The sequence below is a fragment of the Mesoterricola sp. JemC181 genome (assembly GCF_055384585.1).
On record NZ_AP045076.1, the window covers coordinates 864,437 to 888,881 of the forward strand.

Annotated in this window: 21 protein-coding genes; 7 read left to right on the forward strand and 14 right to left on the reverse strand. The window is 68.5% G+C overall.

The genetic code is table 11. The features are described 5' to 3' along the window. Positions 1-2 precede the first annotated feature (2 nt). Positions 3-1,580 (reverse strand): amino acid permease, encoded by a 1,578-nt coding sequence (locus tag ACZ5MC_RS03905; protein ID WP_306598988.1) that lies wholly within the window; start codon positions 1,578-1,580, stop codon positions 3-5. A gap of 85 nt (positions 1,581-1,665) precedes the next feature. Here ACZ5MC_RS03905 and ACZ5MC_RS03910 point away from each other — a divergent pair, with 85 nt between their 5' ends. The 5 genes from ACZ5MC_RS03910 to ACZ5MC_RS03930 are packed head-to-tail and all read left to right on the forward strand — an operon-like array spanning position 1,666 to position 7,611. Beyond that, positions 1,666-2,592: a DUF58 domain-containing protein gene (locus tag ACZ5MC_RS03910; protein ID WP_464517079.1), complete on the forward strand. Its 927-nt coding sequence runs from the start codon at positions 1,666-1,668 to the stop codon at positions 2,590-2,592. 6 nt (positions 2,593-2,598) lie between these two features. Continuing rightward, a complete protein-coding gene (locus tag ACZ5MC_RS03915) occupies positions 2,599-3,045 on the forward strand; it encodes a cytidine deaminase (RefSeq protein WP_306598990.1) in 447 nt (148 codons plus the stop codon). A 53-nt stretch (positions 3,046-3,098) separates the two neighbouring features. After that, the gene (locus ACZ5MC_RS03920) at positions 3,099-5,762 is read left to right on the forward strand and encodes a tetratricopeptide repeat protein (RefSeq protein WP_306598991.1); all 2,664 of its coding nucleotides are present in this window, start codon (positions 3,099-3,101) and stop codon (positions 5,760-5,762) included. 56 nt (positions 5,763-5,818) lie between these two features. Further along, complete coding sequence (locus ACZ5MC_RS03925; protein WP_464517080.1) at positions 5,819-7,369, forward strand: aromatic amino acid hydroxylase; 1,551 nt, start codon at positions 5,819-5,821, stop codon at positions 7,367-7,369. Continuing rightward, positions 7,366-7,611, forward strand: a complete 246-nt coding sequence (locus ACZ5MC_RS03930; RefSeq protein ID WP_306598993.1) for a 4a-hydroxytetrahydrobiopterin dehydratase — start codon at positions 7,366-7,368, stop codon at positions 7,609-7,611. Before ACZ5MC_RS03925 ends, ACZ5MC_RS03930 begins: the two co-directional genes overlap by 4 nt. On the opposite strand, the gene ACZ5MC_RS03935 is transcribed toward ACZ5MC_RS03930, so the two are convergent. Both ACZ5MC_RS03935 and def read right to left on the reverse strand, forming a co-directional pair. Next, a complete protein-coding gene (locus tag ACZ5MC_RS03935; RefSeq protein ID WP_306598994.1) occupies positions 7,592-8,524 on the reverse strand; it encodes a methionyl-tRNA formyltransferase in 933 nt (310 codons plus the stop codon). The genes ACZ5MC_RS03930 and ACZ5MC_RS03935 overlap by 20 nt on opposite strands. 3 nt (positions 8,525-8,527) lie before the next feature. Further along, positions 8,528-9,028: a peptide deformylase gene (gene def / locus ACZ5MC_RS03940; protein ID WP_306598995.1), complete on the reverse strand. Its 501-nt coding sequence runs from the start codon at positions 9,026-9,028 to the stop codon at positions 8,528-8,530. A gap of 87 nt (positions 9,029-9,115) precedes the next feature. Here def and ACZ5MC_RS03945 point away from each other — a divergent pair, with 87 nt between their 5' ends. Both ACZ5MC_RS03945 and ACZ5MC_RS03950 read left to right on the forward strand, forming a co-directional pair. Then, positions 9,116-11,041 carry a peptidylprolyl isomerase gene (locus ACZ5MC_RS03945; RefSeq protein WP_306598996.1) on the forward strand — a complete coding sequence of 642 codons (1,926 nt, stop codon included), beginning with the start codon at positions 9,116-9,118 and terminating at the stop codon, positions 11,039-11,041. 52 nt (positions 11,042-11,093) lie between these two features. Then, positions 11,094-11,960 carry an SDR family oxidoreductase gene (locus ACZ5MC_RS03950; RefSeq protein WP_306598997.1) on the forward strand — a complete coding sequence of 289 codons (867 nt, stop codon included), beginning with the start codon at positions 11,094-11,096 and terminating at the stop codon, positions 11,958-11,960. Between the two features lie 124 nt (positions 11,961-12,084). On the opposite strand, the gene serS is transcribed toward ACZ5MC_RS03950, so the two are convergent. The 11 genes from serS to ACZ5MC_RS04005 all read right to left on the reverse strand — a co-directional run bounded on the left by serS (position 12,085) and on the right by ACZ5MC_RS04005 (position 24,445). Next, positions 12,085-13,350, reverse strand: a complete 1,266-nt coding sequence (gene serS, locus ACZ5MC_RS03955; RefSeq protein WP_306598998.1) for a serine--tRNA ligase — start codon at positions 13,348-13,350, stop codon at positions 12,085-12,087. 32 nt (positions 13,351-13,382) lie between these two features. Then, positions 13,383-14,369: an asparaginase gene (locus ACZ5MC_RS03960; RefSeq protein ID WP_306598999.1), complete on the reverse strand. Its 987-nt coding sequence runs from the start codon at positions 14,367-14,369 to the stop codon at positions 13,383-13,385. A gap of 71 nt (positions 14,370-14,440) precedes the next feature. Then, a complete protein-coding gene (locus ACZ5MC_RS03965) occupies positions 14,441-17,353 on the reverse strand; it encodes a TonB-dependent receptor (RefSeq protein WP_306599000.1) in 2,913 nt (970 codons plus the stop codon). A 275-nt stretch (positions 17,354-17,628) separates the two neighbouring features. After that, a complete protein-coding gene (locus tag ACZ5MC_RS03970; RefSeq protein ID WP_464517081.1) occupies positions 17,629-18,585 on the reverse strand; it encodes an AAA family ATPase in 957 nt (318 codons plus the stop codon). 93 nt (positions 18,586-18,678) lie between these two features. After that, on the reverse strand, positions 18,679-19,752 hold the full coding sequence (prfA, locus tag ACZ5MC_RS03975; RefSeq protein WP_306599003.1) for a peptide chain release factor 1: 1,074 nt from the start codon (positions 19,750-19,752) through the stop codon (positions 18,679-18,681). A 64-nt stretch (positions 19,753-19,816) separates the two neighbouring features. Next, complete coding sequence (rpmE, locus tag ACZ5MC_RS03980; protein WP_373432532.1) at positions 19,817-20,080, reverse strand: 50S ribosomal protein L31; 264 nt, start codon at positions 20,078-20,080, stop codon at positions 19,817-19,819. Positions 20,081-20,180: 100 nt separating this feature from the next. After that, positions 20,181-20,927 carry a hypothetical protein gene (locus tag ACZ5MC_RS03985; RefSeq protein ID WP_306599004.1) on the reverse strand — a complete coding sequence of 249 codons (747 nt, stop codon included), beginning with the start codon at positions 20,925-20,927 and terminating at the stop codon, positions 20,181-20,183. After that, positions 20,924-21,250: a PadR family transcriptional regulator gene (locus ACZ5MC_RS03990; protein WP_306599005.1), complete on the reverse strand. Its 327-nt coding sequence runs from the start codon at positions 21,248-21,250 to the stop codon at positions 20,924-20,926. The genes ACZ5MC_RS03985 and ACZ5MC_RS03990 overlap by 4 nt, the downstream gene beginning before the upstream one ends. 89 nt (positions 21,251-21,339) lie before the next feature. Beyond that, positions 21,340-22,566 carry an ABC transporter permease gene (locus ACZ5MC_RS03995; RefSeq protein WP_464517082.1) on the reverse strand — a complete coding sequence of 409 codons (1,227 nt, stop codon included), beginning with the start codon at positions 22,564-22,566 and terminating at the stop codon, positions 21,340-21,342. Beyond that, positions 22,563-23,726 carry an ABC transporter permease gene (locus tag ACZ5MC_RS04000; RefSeq protein WP_306599007.1) on the reverse strand — a complete coding sequence of 388 codons (1,164 nt, stop codon included), beginning with the start codon at positions 23,724-23,726 and terminating at the stop codon, positions 22,563-22,565. The genes ACZ5MC_RS03995 and ACZ5MC_RS04000 overlap by 4 nt, the downstream gene beginning before the upstream one ends. Continuing rightward, positions 23,723-24,445 carry an ABC transporter ATP-binding protein gene (locus tag ACZ5MC_RS04005; protein ID WP_306599008.1) on the reverse strand — a complete coding sequence of 241 codons (723 nt, stop codon included), beginning with the start codon at positions 24,443-24,445 and terminating at the stop codon, positions 23,723-23,725. The genes ACZ5MC_RS04000 and ACZ5MC_RS04005 overlap by 4 nt, the downstream gene beginning before the upstream one ends.

Below are 24,445 nucleotides of genomic sequence, written 5' to 3' on the forward strand. Positions count from 1 at the left end.
GACTAGGCTTCCTCGGCTCCAGTGTGCAGCACGCTGTTGCGCTGGCCATAGGCAAAATAGATCACGAGGCCGATGGCGAGCCAGACCACGAACCGGACCCAGGTCACCCAGGGCAGGCCCCAGGCGACCCACACGCAGGCCAGGATGCCCGCCGGGGCCAGAACGAAGATCCAGGGCATGCGGAAGCGCCGCGGGGCCTCGGGCCGGCGCAGTCGCAGGATCATGACCGCCCCGCACACGATGGAGAACGCGAACAGCGTGCCGATGTTGGTGAGCTCGACCACCTCGTCGATGTTGAGCAGGGCCGCGGGAACGGCCACCAGGACCCCGGTGAGGAAGGTGGCGTTGGAGGGGGTGCGGTGCCTGGGGCTGAGCTTGCCGAACCAGGGGCCCAGGAGCCCGTCCCGGCTCATGGCCATGAAGATGCGGGGCTGGCCCACCTGGTACACCAGGAGCGCCGCGGTGGTGGCGATGACCGCCCCGAAGGAGATCACCCCGGCCACGCCGGCCATGTGGTTCTGGGTGAAGATGTAGGCCAGCGGGTCGGCCTTGCCGGCCAGCTGGGTGTACTTCAGCATGCCCGTGACCACCAGGGCCACCAGGGCGTAGATGACCGTGCAGATGCCCAGGGAGAAAAGGATGCCCCGGGGCAGGTTGCGGCCGGGATCCCTGCATTCCTCCGCCGTGGTGCTCACGGCGTCGAAGCCGATGAAGGCGAAGAAGATGATCGCGGCTCCCGCCTGGATCCCCTTGAATCCGTGGGGGGCGAAGGGGTGCCAGTTCTCCGGGTGCACGAAGCGGAAGCCGATGGCCACCACCGCCATGAGGATGGCCACCTTCACCACCACCATGACGGCGTTGGCGCGGGCGCTCTCCTTGATGCCCAGGTAGACCAGGTAGGTGACGAGCACCGTGATGACCACCGCCAGCAGGTTCATGGTGAAGGGGAAGCCGTGGACCAGGGGCGCCTCCCGGAGGACGTCCCAGTTGGCGAAGAAGGAGGCCCCGTCCAGGTGCCCCGCCCGGGCCTGGGCCAGGACCTCGAGTTTCCGGGACAGCGAAGCCGGCGGCGTCCCCTGGACCAGCGCCAGGGCGCTCCGGGGGTCCATGGCGAGCCAGCCCGGGATGCGGATGTGCAGGACGTTGGCCAGGAAGCTGCGCGCGTAGTCGCCCCAGGAGATGGCCACGGCCACGTTGCTGACGGCGTATTCGAGCAGGAGGTCCCAGCCGATGATCCAGGCCATGAGCTCGCCCATGGTGGCGAAGGCGTAGGTGTAGGCCGAGCCCGACACCGGGATCATGGACGCCAGCTCCGCGTAGGCCAGGGCCGTGAAACCGCAGCCCACGGCCACCAGGAGGATGCTGATGACCAGGGCGGGGCCCGCGGGCCAGCGCCCGTCGGCCAGGTTCCCGGCGGCGGCGGTGCCGATGCTGGAGAAGATGCCGGCGCCGATGATGGCGCCGATGCCGAACATGGTCAGGTCGAAGGTGCCGAGGTTCTTCTTGAGCTGGTGTTCCGGTTCATCCGCCTGGGCCCGGAGGGATTCGAGGGACTTCGAGCGGAAAAGTTTTTTCAGCATGGGGGGATATCCTGACGTCATTCTTGGATTGGGGTGGGCTGTGTTCATGGTAATGGGAAAGCGCTGCACTTGGGGACATACCTGAATGGACCTCTGGCGGGACAGGCGTCTGCGGCTCACCGTGACCCGGCTGGGCATCCAGTACCTCGTCGCCATGCTGGCCATGGGCGCGGCGGCGGTGAACACCGGCAACAACCTCCTGTACCTGGTCTTCTCGCTGATGCTGGGACTGTTCCTGGCCTCGGGCTGGGTGAGCCGCCGCGCCATCCAGGGGCTCCACCTGCGGTCCGTGGAGGAGGGCAACATCTTCGCCCGCGTGCGGGGCGGGATCCGGGTGCGGTTCCGGAACGACGCGCCCGCCCGCATGCGGGGCGTCGAGATCCACCTGGACATGGAGGACGCCCGGGTGGAACCGGGGTTCCTGGCCGGGGGCGAAGGGCAGGGGGATGCCGTGGCCACCCTCCACATCAAGCCCGCCCGCCGGGGCTGGGCCGGGCTGCGCTCCGTGGAGTTCCGCACGGGCTTTCCCTTCGGGTTCCTGGAGAAGGCCTGGCGCTTCCCCCTGGAGCAGCGGATCCTCATCCTCCCCCACCCCCGCTCCCTGCCCCCGCGCCAGGACGCGGAAGGGGACCGGTCGCGGCCCCGGACCCGGCCGGGCTCGGCGAGCCCCGACGGGGCCAGGCCCTTCCGGGACCGGGATCCCCTGAGCCGGGTGCACTGGAAGCGAACCGCCCAGCGCGGGTCGCCCTGGGTGCGCACCTTCGAGGACGAGGAGTCCGCCGGGGTGCGGCTCCGGCTGGACCTGGGGGCCTGGGAGCCCGGCGGCGCCTTCGAAAGGGAGCTGGAAGTGCTCTCGGGCAGCATCCTCCAGGCCCGCCTGCAGCGGCGCCAGGTCCTGCTGGACCTCTCGGGCCTGGACGGGCGGGTGGAGCTGGAGGGCTACACCCGCTGCTGGCGGGCCCTGGCCCGGGCCCAGGCCGGAGGCCTGTGCAGGGGGCCGGAATCTGACTAGGATGAATTGACTATTCGCTTCGAGGTGGACATGTACTTCAACGACCCCCAGTCCCACGCGTGGGACGCCCTGGTGGAGGCGGCATGGAAGGCCTGGGAACATGCCCACGCCCCCTATTCCAGCTTCCACGTGGGCGCCGCGCTCCTCCGTGCCGGGGGCGGCATCGTCGCCGGCTGCAACGTGGAGAACGCGGCCTACCCGTCCTCGCTCTGCGCCGAGCGCACCGCCATCTGCGCCGCGGTCTCCCAGGGGATGAAGCCCGGGGAGATGTCGGCCCTGGTGGTGGTCACCGAGGCCTCCACCCTCACGCCGCCCTGCGGCGCCTGCCGCCAGGTGCTGGCCGAGTTCGCGGACGACCTGCCCATCCTGCTGGTGAACCGGCATCACCGGACCCTCCACAGCCTGGCCGACCTCCTTCCCCACGCTTTCACGGTGCGGAACCTCAACGCTTGATCCATCCTTGAGCCACCGGGAGTCCCTTCCGGTTCGAAATCCAGAGGCGCGCAATGGCCATTGACCGAGCCAAGATCCAGAAGCAGGCCGAGACCTTCATGGGCCAGGGCCGGCTCGATCGCGCCATTGATGAGTTCCTCAAGCTCATTGATGACAAGCCCGACGACTTCAACCTCATGAACCGGGTGGGGGACGCCTACCTGCAGGCCGGCAAGCTCCCCGAAGCCATCGAGATGTTCAAGCGGGCCGGCATGGGCTTCGAGCGGGGCGGCTTCAACGCCAAGGCCAGCGCCGTGTTCAAGAAAGCCCACCGCACGCAGCCCGACGACCTGGACATCTGCGAGCGCCTGGCCGAGCTCTACCGCCAGACCAACATGATCAAGGACGCCATCCAGATCCACATCGAGGTGGCGGAGTCCTTCACCAAGAAGGGCCTGCTCAAGCGCGCCCTGGAGGAATTCGCCAAGGTCGTGGACCTGGATCCCAAGAACCTGAAGAACAAGGTCAAGCTGGCCGATCTCTACAACAAGGAGGGCATGCGGGAGAAGGCCGCGGCCATCTACCTGGAGGTGGCCGAGGCCCTGGCCCTGGAGCAGATGCACGTGGAGGCCAGCCAGATCCTGGAGCGGGCCAAGACCATGGTCTCCACCCCCCAGGTGTTCCTCACCCAGTCCCGCCTCGCCGTCATCCAGAAGGACCTGCCCGCCGCCGCCGCCCACCTGCGGGAGGGCCTCGCCGCCAACCCCCGTTCCGCGGAACTCCTGGATGCGCTGGCCGAGGTGGAGCTGCAGTCCAAGGCCCCGGACCGGGCCCTGGAGGCCCTGTGCGAGGTGCCCCAGCTGCCCGAGAAGTCCCTGGCCCTGGCCGAGCGCGCCCTCCGGGAGATGGTGCGCGGCGGGAACGTGGTCGAGGCCCTGAAGCTCTTCAAGCCCATCGGGCGCGAATTCGGCCGCCGCGGCCTGGGCGAGGCCGCCGCCAAGGCGCTGCGGGGGGGCCTGCACGGCGCCTTCAACGCCGAGGCCTGGATCCAGCTCGCCGACATCGCCCACCAGTCCGGGAACCGCGTCGAGCAGGTGGAGCACCTGCGCCGGGCCTACGCCTTCGCCCTGTCCAAGGAGGACGAGGAGGTGGCGGGCCAGCTCCGCGCCCAGCTCAACGGAATGGGCATCAAGGACCTGGACGAGACGCCGGCGGTGATGGCCTCCACCGCCCCGCCCTCGGCCACCTACGGCCCCGGCTCCGAAGCGCCCGCGGAGCACTCGGATGTGGACGTGGCCCGGCGCATGCAGATCCAGCAGCTGGAGCGGGATGCCGAGCACGCCCTGAAGAACCGCTTCATGGACCGGGCCCAGGAGACCTACAACCGGATCCTCGATCTGGACCCCGCCAACTACAACGCCATCGTGCGCATCGCCGAGATCCACCGGGGCACCGGCGTCCTGAGCAAGGTCCAGATGCACTACGTCAAGCAGGCCGAGAAGCTCGCGGAGCTGGGCCACAAGGCCCTGGCCGTGGAGCTGCTGGACCTGGCCGAGGCCATCTTCCCCGGCTCCACGCGGCTCTACAGGCGCAACCTCGGCCTCATGGAGGCCCAGCCCCGCCAGGCCGCGGCGCCCCCGCCCATCGCCCTGCCGGCCCCCGTGGAGGAGCTGCCGGTGCTGCCGATGGAGCTGGAGCCGATCCAGGAGCTCCCCGCCATCTCCCTGGACCTGGACCGGAGCCGCCCCGGCGTGCCCATGGTCCCCGAGCCCCTGCAGTCCATCGAGGCCCTGGAACTGCCGCCAGCCCCCGAGCCTTTCATGGAGGGCTTCGACATTCCCGCCTGGGAGGTCCTGGAACCGCCGCCCCAGGCTGTCGCCGCCACCACCGGGGCCTACCCCAGCCAGCCCGAGTACGAGTGGTCCGAGATCACCGCCGCCGGCGCCGAGGAGCTTCCGCCGCTGGAGCTGGAACCCCTGCCGTTCCCCACGGACCAGCCCGCCGCGGGTCCCGTGGAGGTGAGCGCGGACCTGGCCTCGACCCTCTCCGACATCGACTTCCAGCTGGACTACGGCAGCCCGGAGGAAGCCAAGATCGAGGTCGAGTGCGCCCTCCAGATCTACCCCAGGCACCCCGAACTGCTGTCCCGCCTGGACCAGGCCGAGACCGCCCTGCAGCGCCTGGGCAAGAAGCCCGGCGCGGGAAAGCTGTCCGAGGCCGATTTCGAGCACTCCTTCTTCGACCTCTCCGACGTGCTGGGCGACGCCCTCCTGGAATCCGGCGAAGGCGAGGAGATGCACGACGCCACCAACGTGGTGGAGAAGATCCAGAGCGTGGACGAACTGTTCAACGCCTTCCGGGAAGGCGTGGAGCAGCAGGTCAAGGGCGACGACTACGACACCCACTACAACCTGGGCATCGCCTACAAGGAGATGCTCCTCCTGGACCCCGCCATCGAGGAGTTCAAGAAGGCCATGCGCGACCCCGAGCGCACCCTGGAGTGCTGCTCGATGCTCTCGATCTGCGAGCAGGCCCAGAACAACCCCGAAGCCGCCGTGGCCTGGCTGCGCCAGGGCATCGAGGCCCCGGGCTTCCCGCCCGAGGACGCCATGGGGCTCCACTACGACCTGGGCCTGATCCTGCTGGAGCAGGGGCGCCGGGACGAGGCGCTGGAAGAGTTCCGCATCGTGGCCGGACAGGATCCCGACTACCGGGATGTGGCGAGGATGATGCAGTAAAAAATCCGGCGCGTTTCTGAGCCTGAGACTCTATCTTTAGTGGGTCCGAGGCTGCCATGCCCACCCCCGAAACCATCCTGCCCCCCCACCTGGCGCGCTACGTCGTGCCCCAGGACTACGGGGACTACACCCCCCGGGATCAGGCCGTGTGGCGGCACATCCTCACCCGGCTCACGGCCCACCTGAAGGACCGCGCCCATCCCAGCTACCTGGAGGGCCTGGCGGCCGCGGGCATCGGGGTGGAGGCGATCCCCAGCCTGGAGGAGATGGATGCGCGCCTGGCGAAGATCGGCTGGCGGGCGGTGGGGGTGCGGGGCTTCATCCCCCCGGCGGTCTTCACGGAGATGCAGAGCCTGGGCGTGCTGGCCATCGCCGCCGACATCCGCTCCGCCGACCACATCGGCTACACGCCGGCGCCCGACATCGTCCACGAGAGCGCGGGCCACGCGCCCATCCTCGCGGACCCGCACTACGCCCAATACGTGAAACGCTGCGGGGTCGCGGGCTTCAAGGCCATCGCCAGCCGGGAGGACCAGGCGGTGTACGAGGCGGTGCGTCACCTGAGCGTCGTGAAGGAGGACCCCGCCAGCTCCACGGAGGACGCGGTCCTGGCCCAGGCGCGGCTCGCGGCGGCCCAGGCCAGCCGGACCTACGTGAGCGAGAGCACCCGGGCCAGCCGCCTCTACTGGTGGACCGCGGAGTACGGCCTCGTGGGGAGCCTGGACGACCCGCGCATCTACGGCGCCGGCATCCTCAGCTCCCTGGGCGAGGCCGCGCACTGCCTCACGCCGGAGGTGGAGAGGGTCCCCCTCTCCCTGGACTGCGTGGACCGGGACTTCGACATCACCACCATGCAGCCCCGGCTCTACGTCGCCCGGGACTTCGGGCATCTCTTCGAGGTGCTGGACGCGTTCGAGGCCACCCTCAGCTGGAAGCGGGGCGGCCTCCACGGGCTCCGGGAGGCCCTGCGCTCGGGTACCGTCAACCACCTCGTGCTGGACACGGGCCTGGAGGTCACGGGACGGGTGGCGCGCCGGGTGGCGGGCATCGTGGCCCTGGACGGGCCGGTCCAGGTATCGAGGGGCGGGCGGGCCCTGGGTCCGCCGTGGCTGGGGCAGGCCCTGGTGGCCTTCGGCTCGGGCGCTCTGCCGGAGACGGGGGCCTTCGCCCTGGAGCTGCCCGGCGGGGTGCGGGTGTCCGGGTTCCGGCTGGGCGGGGGCGAGGTCATCGACCTCAAGGGCGCCACCGGGACCGGGCCCCTGGACCTGCCCTCCCGGGCGCTGCTCTTCCTGGCGGGAAAGCTGCCCAGCGTGGCAGGCGGTCCGGCCGATGCCGAGGCCTGGGACCGCCACTTCGGGGGCGGACCCCCGGGCGACGCCGAGCGTCTGGCGCGCCAGCGCAAGGCCGGGTCCCTGCCGCCGGACCTGGCGGCCCTCTACGAGGAGGTGGCAACCCTGCGCAGGCGCGGGGAGGCCGCCCCGGAGCGCCTGCGGGAGATCCGGGCCGCGCTGGCGGCCTTCCCCGGGGACTGGCTCCTGGCCCAGGAGATCGAGGAACTTCTCACCCCCGCCGCCTCACATGAACTCGACGACCCGGAGGATCCATGACCTGGACCGAGAAGGACAACAGGCTCGTGCGGGAGATCCGCACACCCGATTTCATGACGTCGTTCAACATCGTGAGCCGTCTGGTGGCGCCCGCCGAGGCCATGAACCACCATCCGGACGTCGCCTTTGGGTGGGGCTACGTGCGCATCACCCTCACCACCCACGACGCCGGGCACGTGACGGACAAGGACCGCACCCTGGCGGCCCGCTTCGACGAGGCGGTCAAGCCGTTCGGAGTGTAGAGCCCGATCCCGAGGCGCCCCAGGGCTGCAGGGCCTGGGCCGCGGGCTGCACCGGCTTGCCGGGGCGCTGCAGGAGGGTCAGCTCCAGGGCGGTGCCGTCCCCGGCCGTGAGCCAGGCGCCCTCCCGGTTCCAGGCCAGGGTGCCCGCCGGGGCCCCGTCCGGCCGCAGGCCCCCCACGGCGCAGACCTTGAGGGTCGTGTCCCGGAAGGGCAGTTCCGCCCCGGGCCAGGGATGGAGGCCGCGCACCTGCCGGTGCAGGGTCAGGGCGGGCAGCCGCGGATCCAGGAGGGCCATGGCCTTGTTCAGCTTGGAGGCCACCGTGGCGCCGGCGCCGTCCTGGGGGACGGGGGCGGCGGTGCCCGCCTCCAGGGCGGGGAGGTGCTCCAGGAGGAGGTCCGCCGCGTCCGCGGCCAGGGCCTCCAGGAGGGTGTCGGCGGTGTCGCCCAGGCCGATGGGGCGCCGGGTCTGGGCCAGCACGGGACCCTCGTCCAGGCCGGGGGTGATGCGCATGAGGCCCACGCCCGTCTCCGGATCGCCGGCGAGGATGGCGTGGTTCACCGGGGCGGCCCCCCGCCAGCGGGGCAGGAGGGAGAAGTGGAGGTTCCACGCCCCCAGCCGGCAGCCGTCCAGCATCCACCGGGGCAGGATGTGCCCGTAGGCCACCACCACCGCCAGGTCGACGCCCAGCGCCTCCCAGGCCTCCCGGGTGGCGGGATCCTTCCAGGAGAGGGGCTGGTGGACCGGAAGGCCCAGCTCCAGCGCCGCGCGCTTGACGGGCGGGGCCTCCAGGTGGCGGCCGCGCCCCTGGGGCCTGTCCGGGTTGCAGAAGACCGCCGCCACGTCCCTGGCGCCCGCCAGGGCCCGCAGGACCGGGACGGCCGCCGCCGGGGTTCCCAGGAAGGCCGCGCGCACGGGTCAGGCCCTCGACTTCGCGTACTTCCGCTGGATGATCTGGCGCTTGACGGGTCCGAAGTACTCCACGAAGAGCCGGCCCCGCAGGTGGTCGATCTCGTGGCAGAAGGCCCGGGCCAGCAGCTCCTCGCCCTGCAGCTCCACCCAGTCGCCCTGGGCGGTGCGGGTCTTCACCCACACCTTCATGGGCCGTTCCAGGACCTCGTGGATGCCGGGGATGGACAGGCAGCCCTCGGGCCCGACCTGGGAGCCCTCCTCCTTCACCACTTCCGGATTGATCAGGACGATCCGGGCGGAGGGGTCCGCGCCGCAGGACGTGTCGATGACGGCGATATTGAGATTCACGCCGACCTGGGGAGCGGCGATGCCCAGCCCCTCCTCGGCGTACGTCGTCTCGAAGAGATCGGCCACCAGCTGATCCAGCTCGGGCGTCCAATCCCCCACATCACTTGAATTTATCTTCAACCTGGGATCGCCCCAGGTGAGCACTGGTCGTACGGCCATGACACCCTCGGTCAATCAGTTTAGGACAAACGGCATTCCTTTGATAACCTAGAAGATCCTGGCCAATGGCCTGCCCGTGGAGAACCCATGCTTCGCAATTTCCGCCAAGTGTTCAAAGGCAACCAGACCCCCATGGCCGTGGTCATGATGGTGGTGCTGCTAGGCCTTGTGGCCTACCTCGCGCCGAGCGGGGCCAGCTCGGCCGCTCCGGACAACGTCCTGGCGCGGGTCTATGGACGGGACGTGCTGAAGCGGGACGTGGACTCCATGATCGGGCAGTACCTCAAGCGCATGGGCAAGCAGGCCAACATCGAGACCCTCATGCCCATGCTGCAGAACCAGGCCCTGGACAGCCTCATCAGCAACCAGCTCCGGCTGGAGCTGGCCGAGCGCCACGACATCGTCGTCACCGACGCCGAGGTGCGCGCGGCCCTGGAGGCCCGGCTCCGCAGCATCCCCCTCTTCCTGAACGACAACGGCCAGCTCAAGGACTCCGCGGACATCAACTCCGTCCTGCGCGAGAACGGCACCTCCCTCAAGCAGTGGGAGATCGAACTGTCGAGTGAGCTCAGCCTGCGCAAGCTGGTGGGCCAGGCCGCCTCCCGCGTGCCCGTCGACCAGGCGTGGGTGGACCTCGAGAACCGCGTCCGCAACGAGAAGATCAGCTACGAGTTCGTCACCGCCGCTCCCGATCCCTCCGGGATCGCGGATCCCGGGGAGGCCAAGCTGCAGGCCTTCCTCAAGGACTCCGGCGCCCGCTTCCAGGAGGGCCCCCGCAGGATCCTCGCCTACGTGGCCGTGGACCAGGCCTCCCTGGGCCTCGCGCCCGTGGACGACGCCAAGGTCAAGGCCCTGTACGACGGCCGCAAGGCGCAGTACACCGAGCTCAAGGCCAGCCACATCCTCTTCAAGGCCGAGAATGAATCCCAGGTCGGTGAGGCCTTCAAGAAGGCCGCCGAGCTGCGCGTCAAGCTCCTGGCCGGCCAGGACTTCGCCAAGGCCGCCGAGGCCTTCAGCGAGGATCCCAGCGCCAAGGGCAAGGGCGGCGACCTGGGGTGGTTCGCCCCCGGCCAGATGGTCAAGCCCTTCACCGACGCCGCGGCGGCCCTGAAGACCGGCGAGATCAGCCAGCCCGTGAAGACCCAGTTCGGCGTCCACCTCATCCGCCTGGAAGGCCGGCGCGAGAAGCCCTTCGAGTCCGTCAAGGAGGAGCTGCGCGCCCAGATCACCCGCGACACCTTCGCCGCCAAGGCCAAGGACAAGCTGGAGCAGCTCCGTAAGCGCGCCGGCGAACGCGGCGACCTCGCCGCCCCCGCCCGGAACCTGGGCCTCAAGATCGCCACCAGCAAGCCCCTCACCGCCAACGACGCCGCGGGCCTGGAAGGGCTGCCCGGCAGCCAGGGCCTGGCCGGGGAGGCCTTCCGCCTCGAGGTGGGCCAGGTCTCCAAGGTGCGCATGGCCGGCGGCTCCTACGTGGTCTTCCGCGTGCAGGAGGAGCTCCCCGTCGCCGTTCCCCCCCTCGCCGACATCAAGGCCAAGGTCCTGGAGGCCTGGAAGCTCGAGGAGGCCCGCACCGCCCTCAAGGCCAAGGCCGCCCAGGCCGCTGGCGACCTGAAGGCCCTGGGCACCCCCGAAAGCAAGGACGGCGTCACCATCCAGAGCCTGGCCGAACTGGGCCAGCACCCCGCCATCCGCAAGGCCCTCCTGGAGACCCCCGCCGGCAAGGCCACGCCCGCCTGCTGGACCCCCGACGGCAAGCTCTGGGTCGCCCGCATCAAGGAGCGCACCCCCGCGGCATCCCTCACCTTCGAGACCCGCCGCACCCTGGTGGAGGCCCTCCAGACCGGCGTGGCCGAGAAGCTGCTCACCGCCGAGCTGGTGACCCTGGCCGAGCAGGGCCGCAAGCGCCCCGGCTTCAGCTCCCTCTACGGCCGCTTCGGCGGCATCTGGAGGAACGAGGAAGCCCTCAAGCGCATGGGCAGCGACGTTCCGGACGCCCCCGACTTCGAATAGAAATTCCGGCCCGCGCGGGGCATACTCGGGGCTCCACCCACCGGAGCCCCCCATGAGCCTGTCCGGAAAGACCCTCTTCATCACCGGCGCCACCCGGGGCATCGGCCTCGCCATCGCCCTGCGGGCGGCCCGGGAGGGCGCCCGGGTGGCGATCTTCGGCAAGACCGCCGAGGCCCATCCCAGGCTCCCCGGCACGGTGTATTCCGCCGCCGACGCGGTGCGGGCCGCCGGCGGCGAGGCGCTGCCCCTGGTGGGCGACGTGCGCAGCGAGGAGCAGGTGCTGGCCGCCGTGGCCCGCACCGTGGAGGCCTTCGGGACGCTCGACATCCTGGTGAACAACGCCAGCGCCATCTCCCTGACGGGCACGGCGGCCACGGAGATGAAGCGCTGGGACCTCATGCACCAGGTGAACGCCCGGGGCACCTTCCTGTGCTCCAAGGCCTGCCTGCCCCACCTGGAGAAGGCCGGAAACCCCCACATCCTGAACCTCTCGCCGCCGCTGGACATGCGGGCCAAGTGGTTCGCCCCGCACGTGGCCTACACCATGGCCAAGTACGGCATGAGCCTGTGCACCCTGGGCATGGCCGGGGAACTGGCCAAGGACGGCATCGCCGTGAACTCCCTGTGGCCGCTCACCACCATCGATACCGCCGCCGTCCGCAACCTCCTGGGCGGGGAGAGCCTGGCCAACGCGAGCCGCAAACCCGAGATCATGGGGGACGCCGCGGCCGTGATCTTCCAGCGCCCCTCGCGCGCCTGCACGGGAAACTTCTTCATCGATGAGGAGGTCCTGAGGGCGGAAGGGAAGACCGACTTCTCCGAGTACGCCGTAGTGCCCGGAGCGCCGCTGGTGGCGGACTTCTTCCTTCCGGATGCAGTCAGGGAAGCCACAGACACGGCGCTCATCGTCATAGGCTGAGGCCATCTTCTCTCGGCGATCCTCGGCCTCCTCGGCGCCTCGGCGTTGGTTTTTTTCTGGGATGGGCCGGCGCATTTGATAGAAGCGCCGAAACAACCTTGAACAATCCAGCGCCGAGGAAGGACTACCTGATGACGTCGCAGCCCATGAAGGCCTGCAGCACCTTGGGGATCTTCACGCTGCCGTCGGGCTGCTGGTAGTTCTCCAGGATGGCGACCCAGGTGCGGCCCACGGCCAGGCCGCTGCCGTTGAGCGTGTGCAGGGGCTGCGGCTTGCCGTTGGCCCCGCGGTAGCGGATGTTGGCGCGCCTTGCCTGGAAGTCCCCGAACCAGCTGCAGGAGCTGATCTCCCGGTAGGTGTTCTGGCTGGGCAGCCACACCTCCAGATCGAAGGTCTTGCGGCTGGAGAAGCCCATGTCGCCGCTGCAGAGCAGTACGCGGCGGTAGGGGAGCTCCAGCGCCTCCAGGATGCGCTCGGCCTGCGAGGTGAGGTTCTCCAGCTCCTCCAGGGCCTGCTCCGGCGTCGCGAAGGCCACCAGCTCCACCTTGTGGAACTGGTGCTGGCGGATGATGCCCTTGGTGTCCTTGCCGTAGCTGCCGGCCTCGCTGCGGAAGCAGGGGGTGAAGGCGAAGTGGCGCAGGGGGAGCTGCTCGGCGGGGAGGATCTCCTCCCGGTACATGTTGGTGACGGGCACCTCGGCGGTGGGGATGAGGTACAGCGGATCCTCGCCCCGGAACGTCTTGAAGAGGTCCTGCTCGAACTTGGGCAGCTGGCCGGTGCCGTACATGCACTCCGGCAGCACCAGGTAGGGCGGGAGCACCTCGGTCCAGCCGCGATCACCGTGCTGGTCGGCCATGAAGGTGATGAGGGCGCGGTCCAGCTTGGCGCCCAGGCCCTTGAGGATGGAGAAGCGCGCCCCGCTGAGCTTGGCGGCCCGGTCCAGGTCCAGGATGCCGAGCTTCGTGCCCAGGTCCACGTGGTCCAGGGGCTTCTCGATGACGGCGGGGGTGCCCCAGCGCTTGATCTCGACGTTGGCGTGCTCGTCCCTGCCCACGGGGACGCTCTCGTGGGGCAGGTTGGGCAGCGTGGCCATGAAGGCCCTGAACGCGGCCTCGGCCTCCTTCTCGGCGGCCTCCAGGGCCTTGAGGCGGTTGCCCACCTCCCCCTGGGCGGCGATGAGGTGGCTGGCGTCCTCCTTGGCGCGCTTCAGGCGGGCCACCTCCTCGGACACCTTGTTGCGCTCGGCCTTGAGGGCCTCGGCCTCCTGGATGATCCGGCGGCGCGCCGCGTCCAGCTCCTGGTAGGTCTCCTGGTCGAAGACCACGCTGCGCTTGGCCAGGCCCTGCACCACTTGATCCAGGTCGTTGCGGAGAAGGGCGGCGTCGAGCATGGCGGTTCCTCAATGGGTAGAGGACCAGTGTATCAGACGGGCTCTCCGGCCCAGGAGACCTCGAAGGCGCGCCGGATCTCGTCCGTCCCGAAACCCGCGCCCAGCGCCAGCGAGAGCTTGGCCAGCGCGGCCCAGGGCGTGTGCCGGCCCCCGGAGATGGCCCCCTGGGCCCGGGCCTGGCGGCCCAGGTCGTAGGTGGCGAGGTCCACGCCCCCCGAGATGCACTGGCTGATGATGACCACCGGCAGGTCCTGCGCCCGGCAGTGCTGCAGGAGCGCCCGCAGGTCGCCGCGGTCCATGGGGAGGTTGCCGGCCCCGTAGGCCCGGATGAGCACGCCGCGGCAGCCCGGGTCCGGAAGGCGCCAGGGCATGCCCGGGAAGGGGGCGTACACCTCGATGGCAGGCTCCAGCGCCAGGCCGATGCGGGGCGGCACCTGGCGGGGGAAGGCGCCCGCATGGGGGTGGATCTGGACGTGGAGGCCCAGCTCCGCCAGGGGAGGCAGGTTGGGGGACTCGAAGGCCTCGTAGCGGTGCACGCTCACCTTGTCCGCGGCGACCCCGCGCAGCCAGTGGTCCCCGAAGCAGATGCCCACTTCCGGGACGCCCCTCGCCGCGAGGGTCACGGCGTCCACCAGGTTGCCCCGGGCGTCGCTGCGCACGTAGGCCAGGGGCCGCTGGCTGCCGGTGATCACCACCGGCTTGTCCAGGCCGGCCAGGAGGAAGCCCAGCACCGAGGCCGTGTAGGCCATGGTGTCGGTGCCGTGGATGAGGACGATGCCGTCGCTTTGCGCAGCCGCCTCGACGATGAGCCGGGCCAGGACGAGGATGTCCCCGGGCTCCGTGGTGGCCGAGTCCTGGTTGAAGGCCACGACCATGCGCAGATCCGCCAATTCGCGCAATTCGGGCACCTGGTCCAGGATGCGGTCCAGGGAGGGGCCCGGGGCGAGGCTGGCGTCCTCCCCGGGCCCCATGCCCAGGGTGCCGCCCGTGTGGATGAGGGTAACGGTGCGCATCGTCATGCCATCAGTCTAATTGAAAAGGGCGCCCGGTTTCCCGGGCGCCCTTCAGGTACTACGCGGTTCCGTCTGAACTAGAAGCGGAAGCCGGTGGAAACGGCCAGGGTGCGGCCGGTGCCGTAGTCGGCGGACTGACGGGGCTTGCCGAAGGTCGAGGGATTGGCCTTGACCCAGGCGTCCGTCATGGAAGAGGCGGTGTTGTAGTTGGTGTCCCAGCTGATGATCTGCTGGTGGTTCAGGACGTTGCCGATGTTGGCCTTGAAGAAGCCGGTGACGGCCTTGGAGGCCACCTTGAAGATGGTGAACTCGTGGGTCAGGGCCAGATCGAGGTAGACGGCGGTGGGGAAGACGCCTTCCATGCGGCGGCCGCCCTCGTACTGGGTGAAGCTGCTGCCGAACTGGTCGCTGAGGTTGGGGTTCAGGGCCGCGATGTTGTCGATGGTGCGGCTCTTGCTGTAGTGCAGGCCCGAATCCTGGCGGTAGACGAGACCGATGGTGGTCTTGCCGTACTTGTTGGCCATGGCGCGGGACGCGGTGGCGCGGATGCGGAGGGGCACGTGGCCCTGGAGGTAGCCGTAGGGGGTGGTGATGGAGGGGTCATACATCTGCACCCCGTCCTGAACCGTGAAGTTCTTGAGGCCGCCGCCGGCGGCGGGGCTGTTGGTGGCCTCGCCCTCGTAGTTGCCCTTCAGGCTGCTCCAGGTGGCGGTGCCGACGAGCTGCCACTCATCGCGCTGCAGGGTGGTCTCCAGTTCCATGCCCTTGTACTCGCGGCGGGCGGCGTCGCTGTTTTCCCAGACGCGCATGTAGAGATCGCTGCCGTCGGGAGCGAGCACGTGACCCTGGTTGCCGATCTTGTAGTCGAACAGGTTCTTCCACTTCTTGTTGACGAAGGTGACCTTCACGGAACCGGCGCCAATGGCGGGCGTGTTGAAGAAGTACTGGCCGGCGACCTGGGTCTCATCCACGGTGGGGTTCTTCAGGTCCGTGGAAAGGGAGACGTTCAGGGTGGGGTCGTTGTAGTAGGCGAACTTGGTGAAGTCATAGTTGGTGCGGACCGTCGCCAGGTTGGTGATGTAGGCGAAGGTCTGGTAGGTGGTGAGGCCGCCGGGGCCAACGTAGGGGTGGTCGATCTCGGTGGGGTTGCCCTGCTTGGTCACGGAGTTGGTGATGCCCTCGAGGACCTTGGAGTTGTAGCGGGCCCAGGCGGCGCTGACGAGCCAGTTGCCGTCGCCGAGGATGTCGTACTTCGTGCCGAAACGGGGGGAGAAGCCGCTGGCGGAAGCCGTGGACTTGCCGGTCTCGTTCTCGGCCTTGAATTTGTCGAAGCGCAGGCCGATGTTGAAGCTCAGGTGCTTGTTGACGGTCCACTTGTCGTTGACATAGAGGGCCTCGGAGAAGTTGTGGGCCTCGCCGTCGCCGCTGATCCATTCCCAGACGTCGCGGGGGCGGGCTTCCCAGATTCCGGCGACCTGGCCGTTGAGGGAGGGCCGGGTGACGCCGAAGGTGAAGCCGGTGGGGGACTGCTCGTTGCGGGCCTTGGAGATGCCCTTGTAGTAGTCGACGCCGACGTCGGTGGTGTGGCTGCCGGCGCCGTCCCAGAACATGCTGACCTTCGCGTTGAAGGTCTGGTTGTTGCGGTTGTCGCCGCCGTCGTTCTGGTTGAAGATGCCGTTGTTCAGATAGCCGCCCGTGGCGGAGCTGTAGTTGTACATCGGGCTGCCACCGGCCACGTTGGCGCCGGCGGAGAGCTTCTGCTTCTTGCGGCCGACCTTCATCTCCGACGTGATGGTGTTGGACCAGATGGCGCGCCACTGGAGGTTCAGGAACTCGGAGGTGCTCACCTGCGGAACCAGCGCCGTGGTCATGGCCGCGCTGTAGTTGCGGTTGACGTCGTCGATGCGGGCGTTGTTGAAGGAGGTGACCAGGGTGTGGTTCTGGTTGACGGCCCAGGTCAACTTGATCTGGCGGCGGATTTCCTTGGTCTGGGTGATATAGGGGGCGTTGAAGCCCACGAGGCCCGTCTGGTCGTTGTTGGAGATGACCGGGTTGGAGCCGACGCGGTTGCCGAGGTCAAAGGTGATGGTGCCGGCGCCGGTCTGGTTGGTGGAGAAGAAGCTGCCAGAGAACCAGAGCTTGTCCTTGATGATGAAGCCGGAGAGGGAGATCGTCTTCTCCTCGTTCATCGTGTTGGGGAAGGAGCCGCGGGTGTCCTTCGGATTGTAGGCGTTCCAGGCGGCGTCCTTCAGCTCCCAGCGCAGCTGGCCGGCGAACTCGTTGCCGCCGGAACGGGTGATGGCGTTCAGCACGCCGCCGTCCACGTCGCCGTATTCGGCGGAGATGGCACCGGTGATGACCTGGATCTCTTCGATCGAGTCGTCGATCAGGCGGACGCCGCGGTTGTTGTAGGCGTTGTCGGAGATGTTCTGGCCGTCCAGCAGGTAGAGGTTGCCGGAGGTCATGGCGCCGCGGATCTGGACGCGGTTGCCGACGCCGGTGGTGACGCCGGGGGTCAGCAGGGCGACGCCTTCCATCGTGCGGGCGTTGGGCAGGGCGTCGACGGCGTCCAGGGAGTAGTTGGAGGCGGTCTTGACGTCGGTGCGGTCGACGGCGGCGGCGGTTCCGACCACTTCCACGACCGCGTAGGCGGTCTTGGCCATGGTGAAACGGGGCTGGTAGGTCTGGTCGATGCCGATCTTCTCAGTGGTCTTGATGGTCTGGAAGCCGGTCTTCGAGATGGTGATGGTGTAGTTGCCGGGAGGCAGCAGGCGGGTGATGAACCGGCCCTTGTCGTCCGTCTGCAGGACGCGGGGGCCCTGGAGGCTGGTGGAAACCAGGTTGACGGTGGCGCCGGCGACCGCAGCGCCGTTCTGGTCGACGAGGCTGCCGCTGATGCTGGACGTCTGCGTGCCCTGGGCGGCGAGGGTCACGGAACCCACGACGATCAGCGCGGCGATCCGGCCGAAGTTTTCGAGTCTACGATGCATGTGCATCCTCCTGTTTGGGGTTAGCGTTAGCGATAATTGGTTATATCACTTCGCTTAGGGGTTAATTCCGGGGGTTCAAAGACATCAAGGCCTTTCCCCGGCCCATTATTGGAAAATATCAGGTGACCTAAGTAGGGTGACCCATGCTAGCACGGTGGAGAAAGTTCCCCAATCGTGTTTTCTTTTTTTGGGGTCATGTTAATTTTTGTTAAGGATTGAAAACAGGGCAATAAAGCATTTGTCAACTTGTATGTGAAGAAGGTCACAGCCTTTTTTCAGGGTCTCGGAGTGGCCGTCAACAGGGCCTTGATGACATCGTCCGTGGTCACCCCGTCGGCCTCGCTCTCGTAGGTGAGCAGGAGCCGGTGCCTCAGGACGTCCGGGGCGAGGGCCGCCACGTCCTCGGGGAGCACGTGGTCCCGCCCGGAAAGGTAGGCCAGGGCCTTGGAGGAGGCCTGGAGGGCCAGGGAAGCCCGGGGGGAGGCGCCGCAGCGGAGCAGCTCCCGGCCCTTCCATGCCTTGCCGTGGCCGGGGCGGGTGGCCTGGACCAGACGCACGATGTAGTTCCGGATGGCCTCGTCCAGCCGGACCCTGCGGGCCTGGACCCCCCCGTCAAGGATCTCCTCGCCGCTCATCATGGGCAGCACGGGCTCCTCGCGCCCATCGGCGCGGCGGAGCACCTCCCCCTCCTCCTGGAGGCTGGGGTAGTCGATGCGGAGCTTGAAGAGGAACCGGTCCATCTGGGCCTCGGGCAGCGGGAAGGTGCCCTCCTGCTCCAGGGGGTTCTGGGTGGCCAGGACCAGGAAGGGGTCCGGCAGGGGGAAGCTCTCCTCCCCGAGGGTGACCTGGCGCTCCTCCATGGCCTCCAGGAGGGCCGACTGCACCTTGCTGGGGGCCCGGTTGATCTCGTCGGCCAGGAGCAGGTTGGCGAAGATGGGGCCCTTCTTGGGGGTGAAGGTGAGGTTCCTCGGGTCGAAGACCAGGGTGCCCACCACGTCCGAGGGCAGCAGGTCCGGGGTGAACTGGATGCGCCGGAAGTGCATGCGGCTCGCCGCCGCCAGGGTCTTGACGGTGCGGGTCTTGGCCAGCCCGGGAAGCCCCTCCAGCAGCACGTGCCCGGGCACCAGCAGGGCCACCAGGAGCCGGTTCAGCAGCTGGGGCTGGCCGACGATGACCTTCCGGCACTCGTGCAGGAGGGTATCCAGGGGGCGGGAGGGGTGTGCGGGGGCCATGGGATCGTCCGGGGGGTTCCAGCTATCGTGGAGCGTGCCGGGGAAAACTGCAACCGGGGGGACCCGCATCCATATATATGGATGATATTTTCCTCAGGCCTCCAGTTGCTGGAGCCGTTCCGCCTCGTGGGCCGCGCGCAGGGGTTCGAGGATGGGCTCGATCATGCCCTGCATGAACGCGTCCAGCTGGTGGATGGTGACGTTCACCCGGTGGTCGGTGACCCGGCCCTGGGGGAAGTTGTAGGTGCGGATCTTTTCGCTCCGGTCCCCGGAACCCACCTGGGTCTTGCGCAGGCTGGCCTCGGCCTGGTCCACCTCGGCCTGGGCCTTCTCCAGGAGGCGGCTTCGCAGCACGGTCATGGCCTTGGCCATGTTCTTGAGCTGGCTGCGCTCGTCCTGGCACTGCACCACGGTGTTGGTGGGCAGGTGGGTGAGGCGCACGGCGGAGTAGGTGGTGTTCACGCTCTGGCCGCCCTTGCCGCCCGAGCAGAAGGTGTCGATGCGCAGGTCCTCCTTCCTGACGTCGATGTCGACCTCGTCGGCCTCGGGCATGACCGCCACGGTGCAGGCTGAGGTGTGGATGCGGCCCTGGGTCTCGGTCTTGGGCACCCGCTGCACCCGGTGGACGCCGCTCTCGAACCGGAACAGGGAGTAGGCCCCGGCCCCTTCGACCTCGGCGACGACCTCCCGCAGCCCGCCCTGGTCGGCCTCGCTCTCGCTGAGCACCGACACCCGGTACCCCCGGCGCTCCGCGAAGCGCACGTACATCCGGAAGATCTCCGCGGCGAACAGGGCGGCCTCCTCCCCCCCGGTGCCGGCCCGCACCTCCAGGATGACGTTGCGCTCGTCCTTGGGGTCCTTGGGCACCAGCAGGCTCCGCAGGGCGGCCTCCCCGGCCTGGATGGCCTCCTTGAGCTCGGGGATCTCCATGCCCGCCATTTCGCGCAGGTCCGCGTCCTGGGTCCTGTCGGCGAGTATCTGCTCGGCCTCCTCCAGCTGGCGAAGCCGGGTGCGCTGGAGGTGCCAGGCCTCCACCACGGGCTCCAGTTCCGAGCGCAGCTTGGTGAGCTCCCGCAGCCGCTTCATGTCGCTGACGACGGCGGGGTCCTGGAGCTGGGCTTCGATCTCCTGGTACTTGGCATCGAGGGATTCAAGCTGGTCGAGCATGGGTCACCCACACATACAAAAAAAGAACGGGCCGAGGATCGGCCCGTTCCTGGGAATGCTGTAGCTACTGGTTGGCTTCGGCCGGAGCTTCCGCCTCGGGAGCGGCCTCGGCCACGGGGGCCGCCACTTCCTTCTTGGCATACTTGCGGTTGAACTTTTCCACCCGGCCGGCGGTGTCCATGAGCTTCTGCTTGCCGGTGAAGAAGGGGTGGCAGGCCGAGCAGACTTCGACCCGGAGCTCCTTCTTGGTGGAACGGGTGACGAACTCGCTGCCGCACGCGCAGTGGACGTTCACGTCGAAAAGCTGGGGATGGATCTTGTCCTTCATTGGGGCCTCCTGGAACCGACCGGATGCCATGACGGCACGCGGCTTGTTCACGCACAAGGGAGAAAGTGTAGCCCGGATCGCCTTGGAACTCAACCCGAAATCACTGGGGGGCCAGCAGCCACCGTCCCGACAGGAGCCGCTTGAGGTGGAGGGCCACCAGGACCGCCAGGGCCAGGGTGAAGTTGAAGCTGAGCTCCAGGAGCCAGCTGTACGGGCGCCGGTGGGTGAAGATGAAGGTGTAGGCCAGGTAGTCCAGCACGGTGAAGCCCACCGTCTCCAGGACCGCCTGCCAGGCCGGCCGGGGTTCCGAGTGGCGCTCCAGCATGTAGCCCGTGAAGGCTCCGTAAAGGAGCCGGCTGGAATTGAAGCCCCGCAGGCTGGTGAACCCCAGGGGGATGGCCATGAGGGTGCCAAATACCAGGGAGGTGAGGATCCGGCCCTGCCTCCCCAGGCGCTGCCAGCGGCGGCGCACCAGGAAGATGCCCGCGCCCACCGCCAGGCCGTGGGCCATGCAGAAGGCCAGGCTCAGGTGCCAGGGCCAGCCGCCCTGGAGGTAGAGGTAGCCGCCGGTGGCCAGGCCCAGGAGGCTGCCGGCCAGCAGCGAGGTCTCGCTGCGGTGGGTGGCGTCGGTGCCTTCGCCGCTGGAGAGCTCCTGTGCCAGCTCCCGGGGGCGCTCCTTTTCCGCCAGGAGGTCCGCCATCTGGGCCTCCGTCTGGATGCCCCGGGCCTCCGCCTCATCCTGGAGATGGGCCGCGAGTTCCCGGATGATCAGCCGCCGCCTGCTTGAGGAAAGCCCCCCGAGTCCCCGCTCCACTTCGGAGAGGTAGGCGGCGAGCGCCTGGCTCACGGCCGGGGTCCCACGAAGCCGTCCACCATGGCCACGAACTGCCCCCATTCCTGCTTCTTGGCGGCCAGGAAGGACGCGCCGGCAGGCTGGATGGCGTAGTAGCGGCGGTCCCGGCCGTTGGGCTGGGTCTGCCAGTAGGACGTGATGAACTCGGCCGCCTCGAGCTTGTGCAGGGCAGGGTAGAGCGCGCCCTCCTTGAGGGTGTAGCTGCCGTCGGTCCTTTGTTTGACCGTCTCGATGATCTGGTACCCGTACATAGGGCCGTCCGTGAGCAGAGACAGCAGAAGAAGCGGAGTGCTCCCCTTTAGCAGTTCACGGTCCATAGTGCCTCCCGTTTAGTGACCAGTTTACCTCGCAAGCTGATGCCGTCAATGCGCGGTAGAAAGGAGTGTAAAAGAAATTTATTAATCGTTCAAGCCCTCATGGCCTCGGTCACGGGGATGCGGCTGGCCCGCCAGGCCGGCAGGAAGCCTCCCGCCACCCCCATCAGGATGCTGAAGCCCACGCCCTGGGCCATGAGGTCCGGGGTCACGGCGAAGGCGTAGCTCACGTCGGACCAGGTGTTCATGTTCACGGTGCCGGTGCGGATGCCGTTGAAGAGCAGGGAGAGCCCGGCGCCCAGCAGGCCCCCCAGGGCCGTGAGGAGGATCGCCTCCCACTGGAAGCTGGCCAGGATCTCCCGGCGGCGGAAGCCCAGGGCCCGGAGGGTGCCGATCTCGGGCGTGCGTCCGGCCACGGTGGCGTACATCGTGTTCATGGCCGCGAACACCGCGCCCACGGTGAGGATCAGGGTGATGATCTGGCCGAGCACCTGCATGGGCCGGCCCGCGTCGCCCAGGTCCGCGAAATAGGCGGGCTCGGGCTTGGCCTCCAGCTTGAGGCGCACGTCCTGCTCCATGTCCCGGACGAAGGCGGGCACGTCCGCCGCGCTGCGCAGGCGCACGGCCATGGATGAGTCATTGCCGTAGCGGCGGAAGGCCTGGCGCAGGTCGCCCACCTCGGTCCAGATCTCCGAGTCGAAGACGCTGCCGTCCCCGTCGAAGACCCCCACGACCTTCCAGCTCCTCCCGGCCATGTCGAAGCTCCGGCCCCATTCCACCCCGGTGTACCGGTTCAGCATCTTCTGGGGGACCACGGCCTCGGAAAGGCCGGGGTTGAACCAGCGGCCCCTGAGCATCCGCACCTGGCTGCGCATGCGGATCCCGGCCGGGGTGGTGCCCCGCACCGTCACGCTCATGGCCCCGGACCCGTCGGCCAGGGCCACCTGCTTGCTGACGATGATGTCCTCGGTGGCCAGGGGCCCCACCTCGTCATGGGCGATGAGGGGGTGGGTGAGGATGAGCCGGGCCTGGGCCAGGCTCACCGAGCTCATCATCTCCACCCGCGCGTTCTGGCGCATGATGATCACCTGGTCCTCGCGGCCGCTGCGCACGTAGGCCTTCGAGACGCCCTGGGCCATGGACAGCACCACCACGAAGACCATCACGACGATGGCGATGGCCCCGACCGTGGAGAGCGTGCCCGCCCACCGCTGCCAGATGGAGCGCCAGTTGTAGGTCAAGGGCAGCGGGTGGAAGGCCGCGGCCCACAGCAGCCACAGCAGGTACGGGGCGAGGGGGACGAAGAGGTACCAGATCACAGGGCCCTCAGCCCTTCGGTGATGGGCCTGCGGCTGGCGCGGTAGGCGGGGATGAAGGTGGAGAGCAGCCCCAGGGCGAGCGTGATCAGCACGCAAAGGAGAAGCGTCTCGGGCGTGATGATGAAGTCGGCCATCCACGGGAGTATCTGGCCCGCCACCTTCGCCGCGGCCGAAGCCACCCCCATGGCCATGGCGATGCCCAGGGCGCTGCCCAGGAGGGAGAGGAGGAGGCCTTCGGCCATGAGCAGCGAAAGGATCTGCCCGGACCGGAAGCCCAGGGCCCGCATGGTCGAGATCTGGGTGGTGCGCTCCCGGATGGCCATGGCCATGGTGTTGGCGGTGACGATGAGGATGGCCACCAGCACCGCCGCGGAGATGGAGTGGACCATGGTGGAGTAGTCCCCGAGCATCTTCATCATGTTCAGGTTGAACGCGTTCTCGGTGATGGAGAGGGTCTCCTGGGCGCTGTTGGCGAAGTGGCGGTCGATGCGCTCGCAGAGCTTCGGGATGTCGGCGGGGTTCTTGGCGCGCACGGTGAAGGCGCCCACCCGGCCCTTCATCCACGGCACCGCCTCCTGCAGCTGCTTGATGTTGAAGGCCAGGAACATCTCGTCGGACTTGCGCAGCCCCGTGAAGATGATGCGGATGTTCAGGCGCAGGGTGAGGTTGAAGATGGGGCTCTTCAGGGGCACCACGTCGCCCAGCTTCCAGCCGAACTTGTCGGCCAGGGTCCTGCCCACGATGCACCCGTTGCCGTCCCGCAGGAAGTCCCGCACCTGGTCCAGGGGGATGCTGGGGAGGTTGGCCTCCTCGCGGTACACCTGGAGGTAGGGCTCGGGGTCCACGCCGAAGTTGGCGAAGAAGTTCTTGGGGTCCTTGTACTCGCCTCCGAACCACTGGAAGGAGGTGAACCGCTCCACCTCGGGCTGCTGGCGCAGGAAGTTGGCGTAGGCCTGGGGGATCACGTTGGTGAAGGAGGCCTTGTCCTGCACCACGAAGCGCGTGCCGCTGGCGGTGGACGTGGAGAGGGAGTCCATGGTGCCCAGCAGGCTCTGCAGCAGCGCGATGAGAAACACCGACACCGACAGGCTCAGCACCGTCAGGAAGGTCCTCCGCTTGGAGCGGAACAGGGAGCGCAGCACCAGGGTGAGGAACTTCATGTCAGGAGGCGGGGAAGGGCGGGGCGGTCGTGCACCTCCACCGTGCGGTCCAGGACGCCCTTCTCCAGGTGGATCTGGAAGCGCGCGTGGCTGGCGGCCTTGGGGTCGTGGGTGACCAGCACGATGGTCTTGCCCAGTTCCTGGTTCAGGTGCTCCAGGAGGATGAGGGCCTCCTCGGCGTTCTTCGCGTCCAGGGCCCCGGTGGGCTCGTCGGCGACGATCAGCTCGGGGTCGTGCACGATGGCGCGGGCGATGGCCACCCGCTGCTCCTGGCCGCCGGAGAGCTGGCGGGGGTAGTTGTGCATGCGGTCCGTGAGGTTGACCAGGGACAGGGCGTGGAGCACCCGCTCGCGCCGCTCGGCCCGGCCCAGGTCCTGCAGGAGCAGGGGCAGCTCGACGTTCTCGTAGGCGTTGAGCACCGGCACCAGGTTGTAGTTCTGGAAGATGAAGCCCACGTTCCGGCTGCGCCACCCGGCCAGTTCGTCGTCGTTCAGCCCGTTGAGGGCGTGGCCGCACACCTCCAGCTCCCCGCCCGAGGGCCGGTCGATGCCGGCGATGAGGTTGAGGAGCGTGGTCTTGCCCGAGCCGCTGGGGCCCATGAGGGCGTAGTAGCCCCCCTTGGGGATGTCCAGGTCGATGCCCGTGAGAACGGGGATCTCGAGGGTCCCCCGCCAGTAGCTCTTGGCCAGGTTGCGCAGCCTGACGCTGACGTCGTCCAT

Bases quoted from the DNA above. Each gene is read 5' to 3' on its own strand.
- prfA (WP_306599003.1), bottom strand. From the start codon at position 19,752: ATGCTCGACCAGCTTGAATCCCTCGATGCCAAGTACCAGGAGATCGAA.
- ACZ5MC_RS03930 (WP_306598993.1), top strand. From the start codon at position 7,366: ATGACCTGGACCGAGAAGGACAACAGGCTCGTGCGGGAGATCCGCACA.
- ACZ5MC_RS04000 (WP_306599007.1), bottom strand. From the start codon at position 23,726: ATGAAGTTCCTCACCCTGGTGCTGCGCTCCCTGTTCCGCTCCAAGCGG.
- ACZ5MC_RS03990 (WP_306599005.1), bottom strand. From the start codon at position 21,250: ATGGACCGTGAACTGCTAAAGGGGAGCACTCCGCTTCTTCTGCTGTCT.
- ACZ5MC_RS04005 (WP_306599008.1), bottom strand. From the start codon at position 24,445: ATGGACGACGTCAGCGTCAGGCTGCGCAACCTGGCCAAGAGCTACTGG.
- ACZ5MC_RS03965 (WP_306599000.1), bottom strand. From the start codon at position 17,353: ATGCATCGTAGACTCGAAAACTTCGGCCGGATCGCCGCGCTGATCGTC.
- ACZ5MC_RS03960 (WP_306598999.1), bottom strand. From the start codon at position 14,369: ATGACGATGCGCACCGTTACCCTCATCCACACGGGCGGCACCCTGGGC.
- ACZ5MC_RS03925 (WP_464517080.1), top strand. From the start codon at position 5,819: ATGCCCACCCCCGAAACCATCCTGCCCCCCCACCTGGCGCGCTACGTC.
- rpmE (WP_373432532.1), bottom strand. From the start codon at position 20,080: ATGAAGGACAAGATCCATCCCCAGCTTTTCGACGTGAACGTCCACTGC.
- ACZ5MC_RS03970 (WP_464517081.1), bottom strand. From the start codon at position 18,585: ATGGCCCCCGCACACCCCTCCCGCCCCCTGGATACCCTCCTGCACGAG.
- def (WP_306598995.1), bottom strand. From the start codon at position 9,028: ATGGCCGTACGACCAGTGCTCACCTGGGGCGATCCCAGGTTGAAGATA.
- ACZ5MC_RS03910 (WP_464517079.1), top strand. From the start codon at position 1,666: ATGGACCTCTGGCGGGACAGGCGTCTGCGGCTCACCGTGACCCGGCTG.
- ACZ5MC_RS03920 (WP_306598991.1), top strand. From the start codon at position 3,099: ATGGCCATTGACCGAGCCAAGATCCAGAAGCAGGCCGAGACCTTCATG.
- ACZ5MC_RS03950 (WP_306598997.1), top strand. From the start codon at position 11,094: ATGAGCCTGTCCGGAAAGACCCTCTTCATCACCGGCGCCACCCGGGGC.
- ACZ5MC_RS03945 (WP_306598996.1), top strand. From the start codon at position 9,116: ATGCTTCGCAATTTCCGCCAAGTGTTCAAAGGCAACCAGACCCCCATG.
- ACZ5MC_RS03905 (WP_306598988.1), bottom strand. From the start codon at position 1,580: ATGCTGAAAAAACTTTTCCGCTCGAAGTCCCTCGAATCCCTCCGGGCC.
- serS (WP_306598998.1), bottom strand. From the start codon at position 13,350: ATGCTCGACGCCGCCCTTCTCCGCAACGACCTGGATCAAGTGGTGCAG.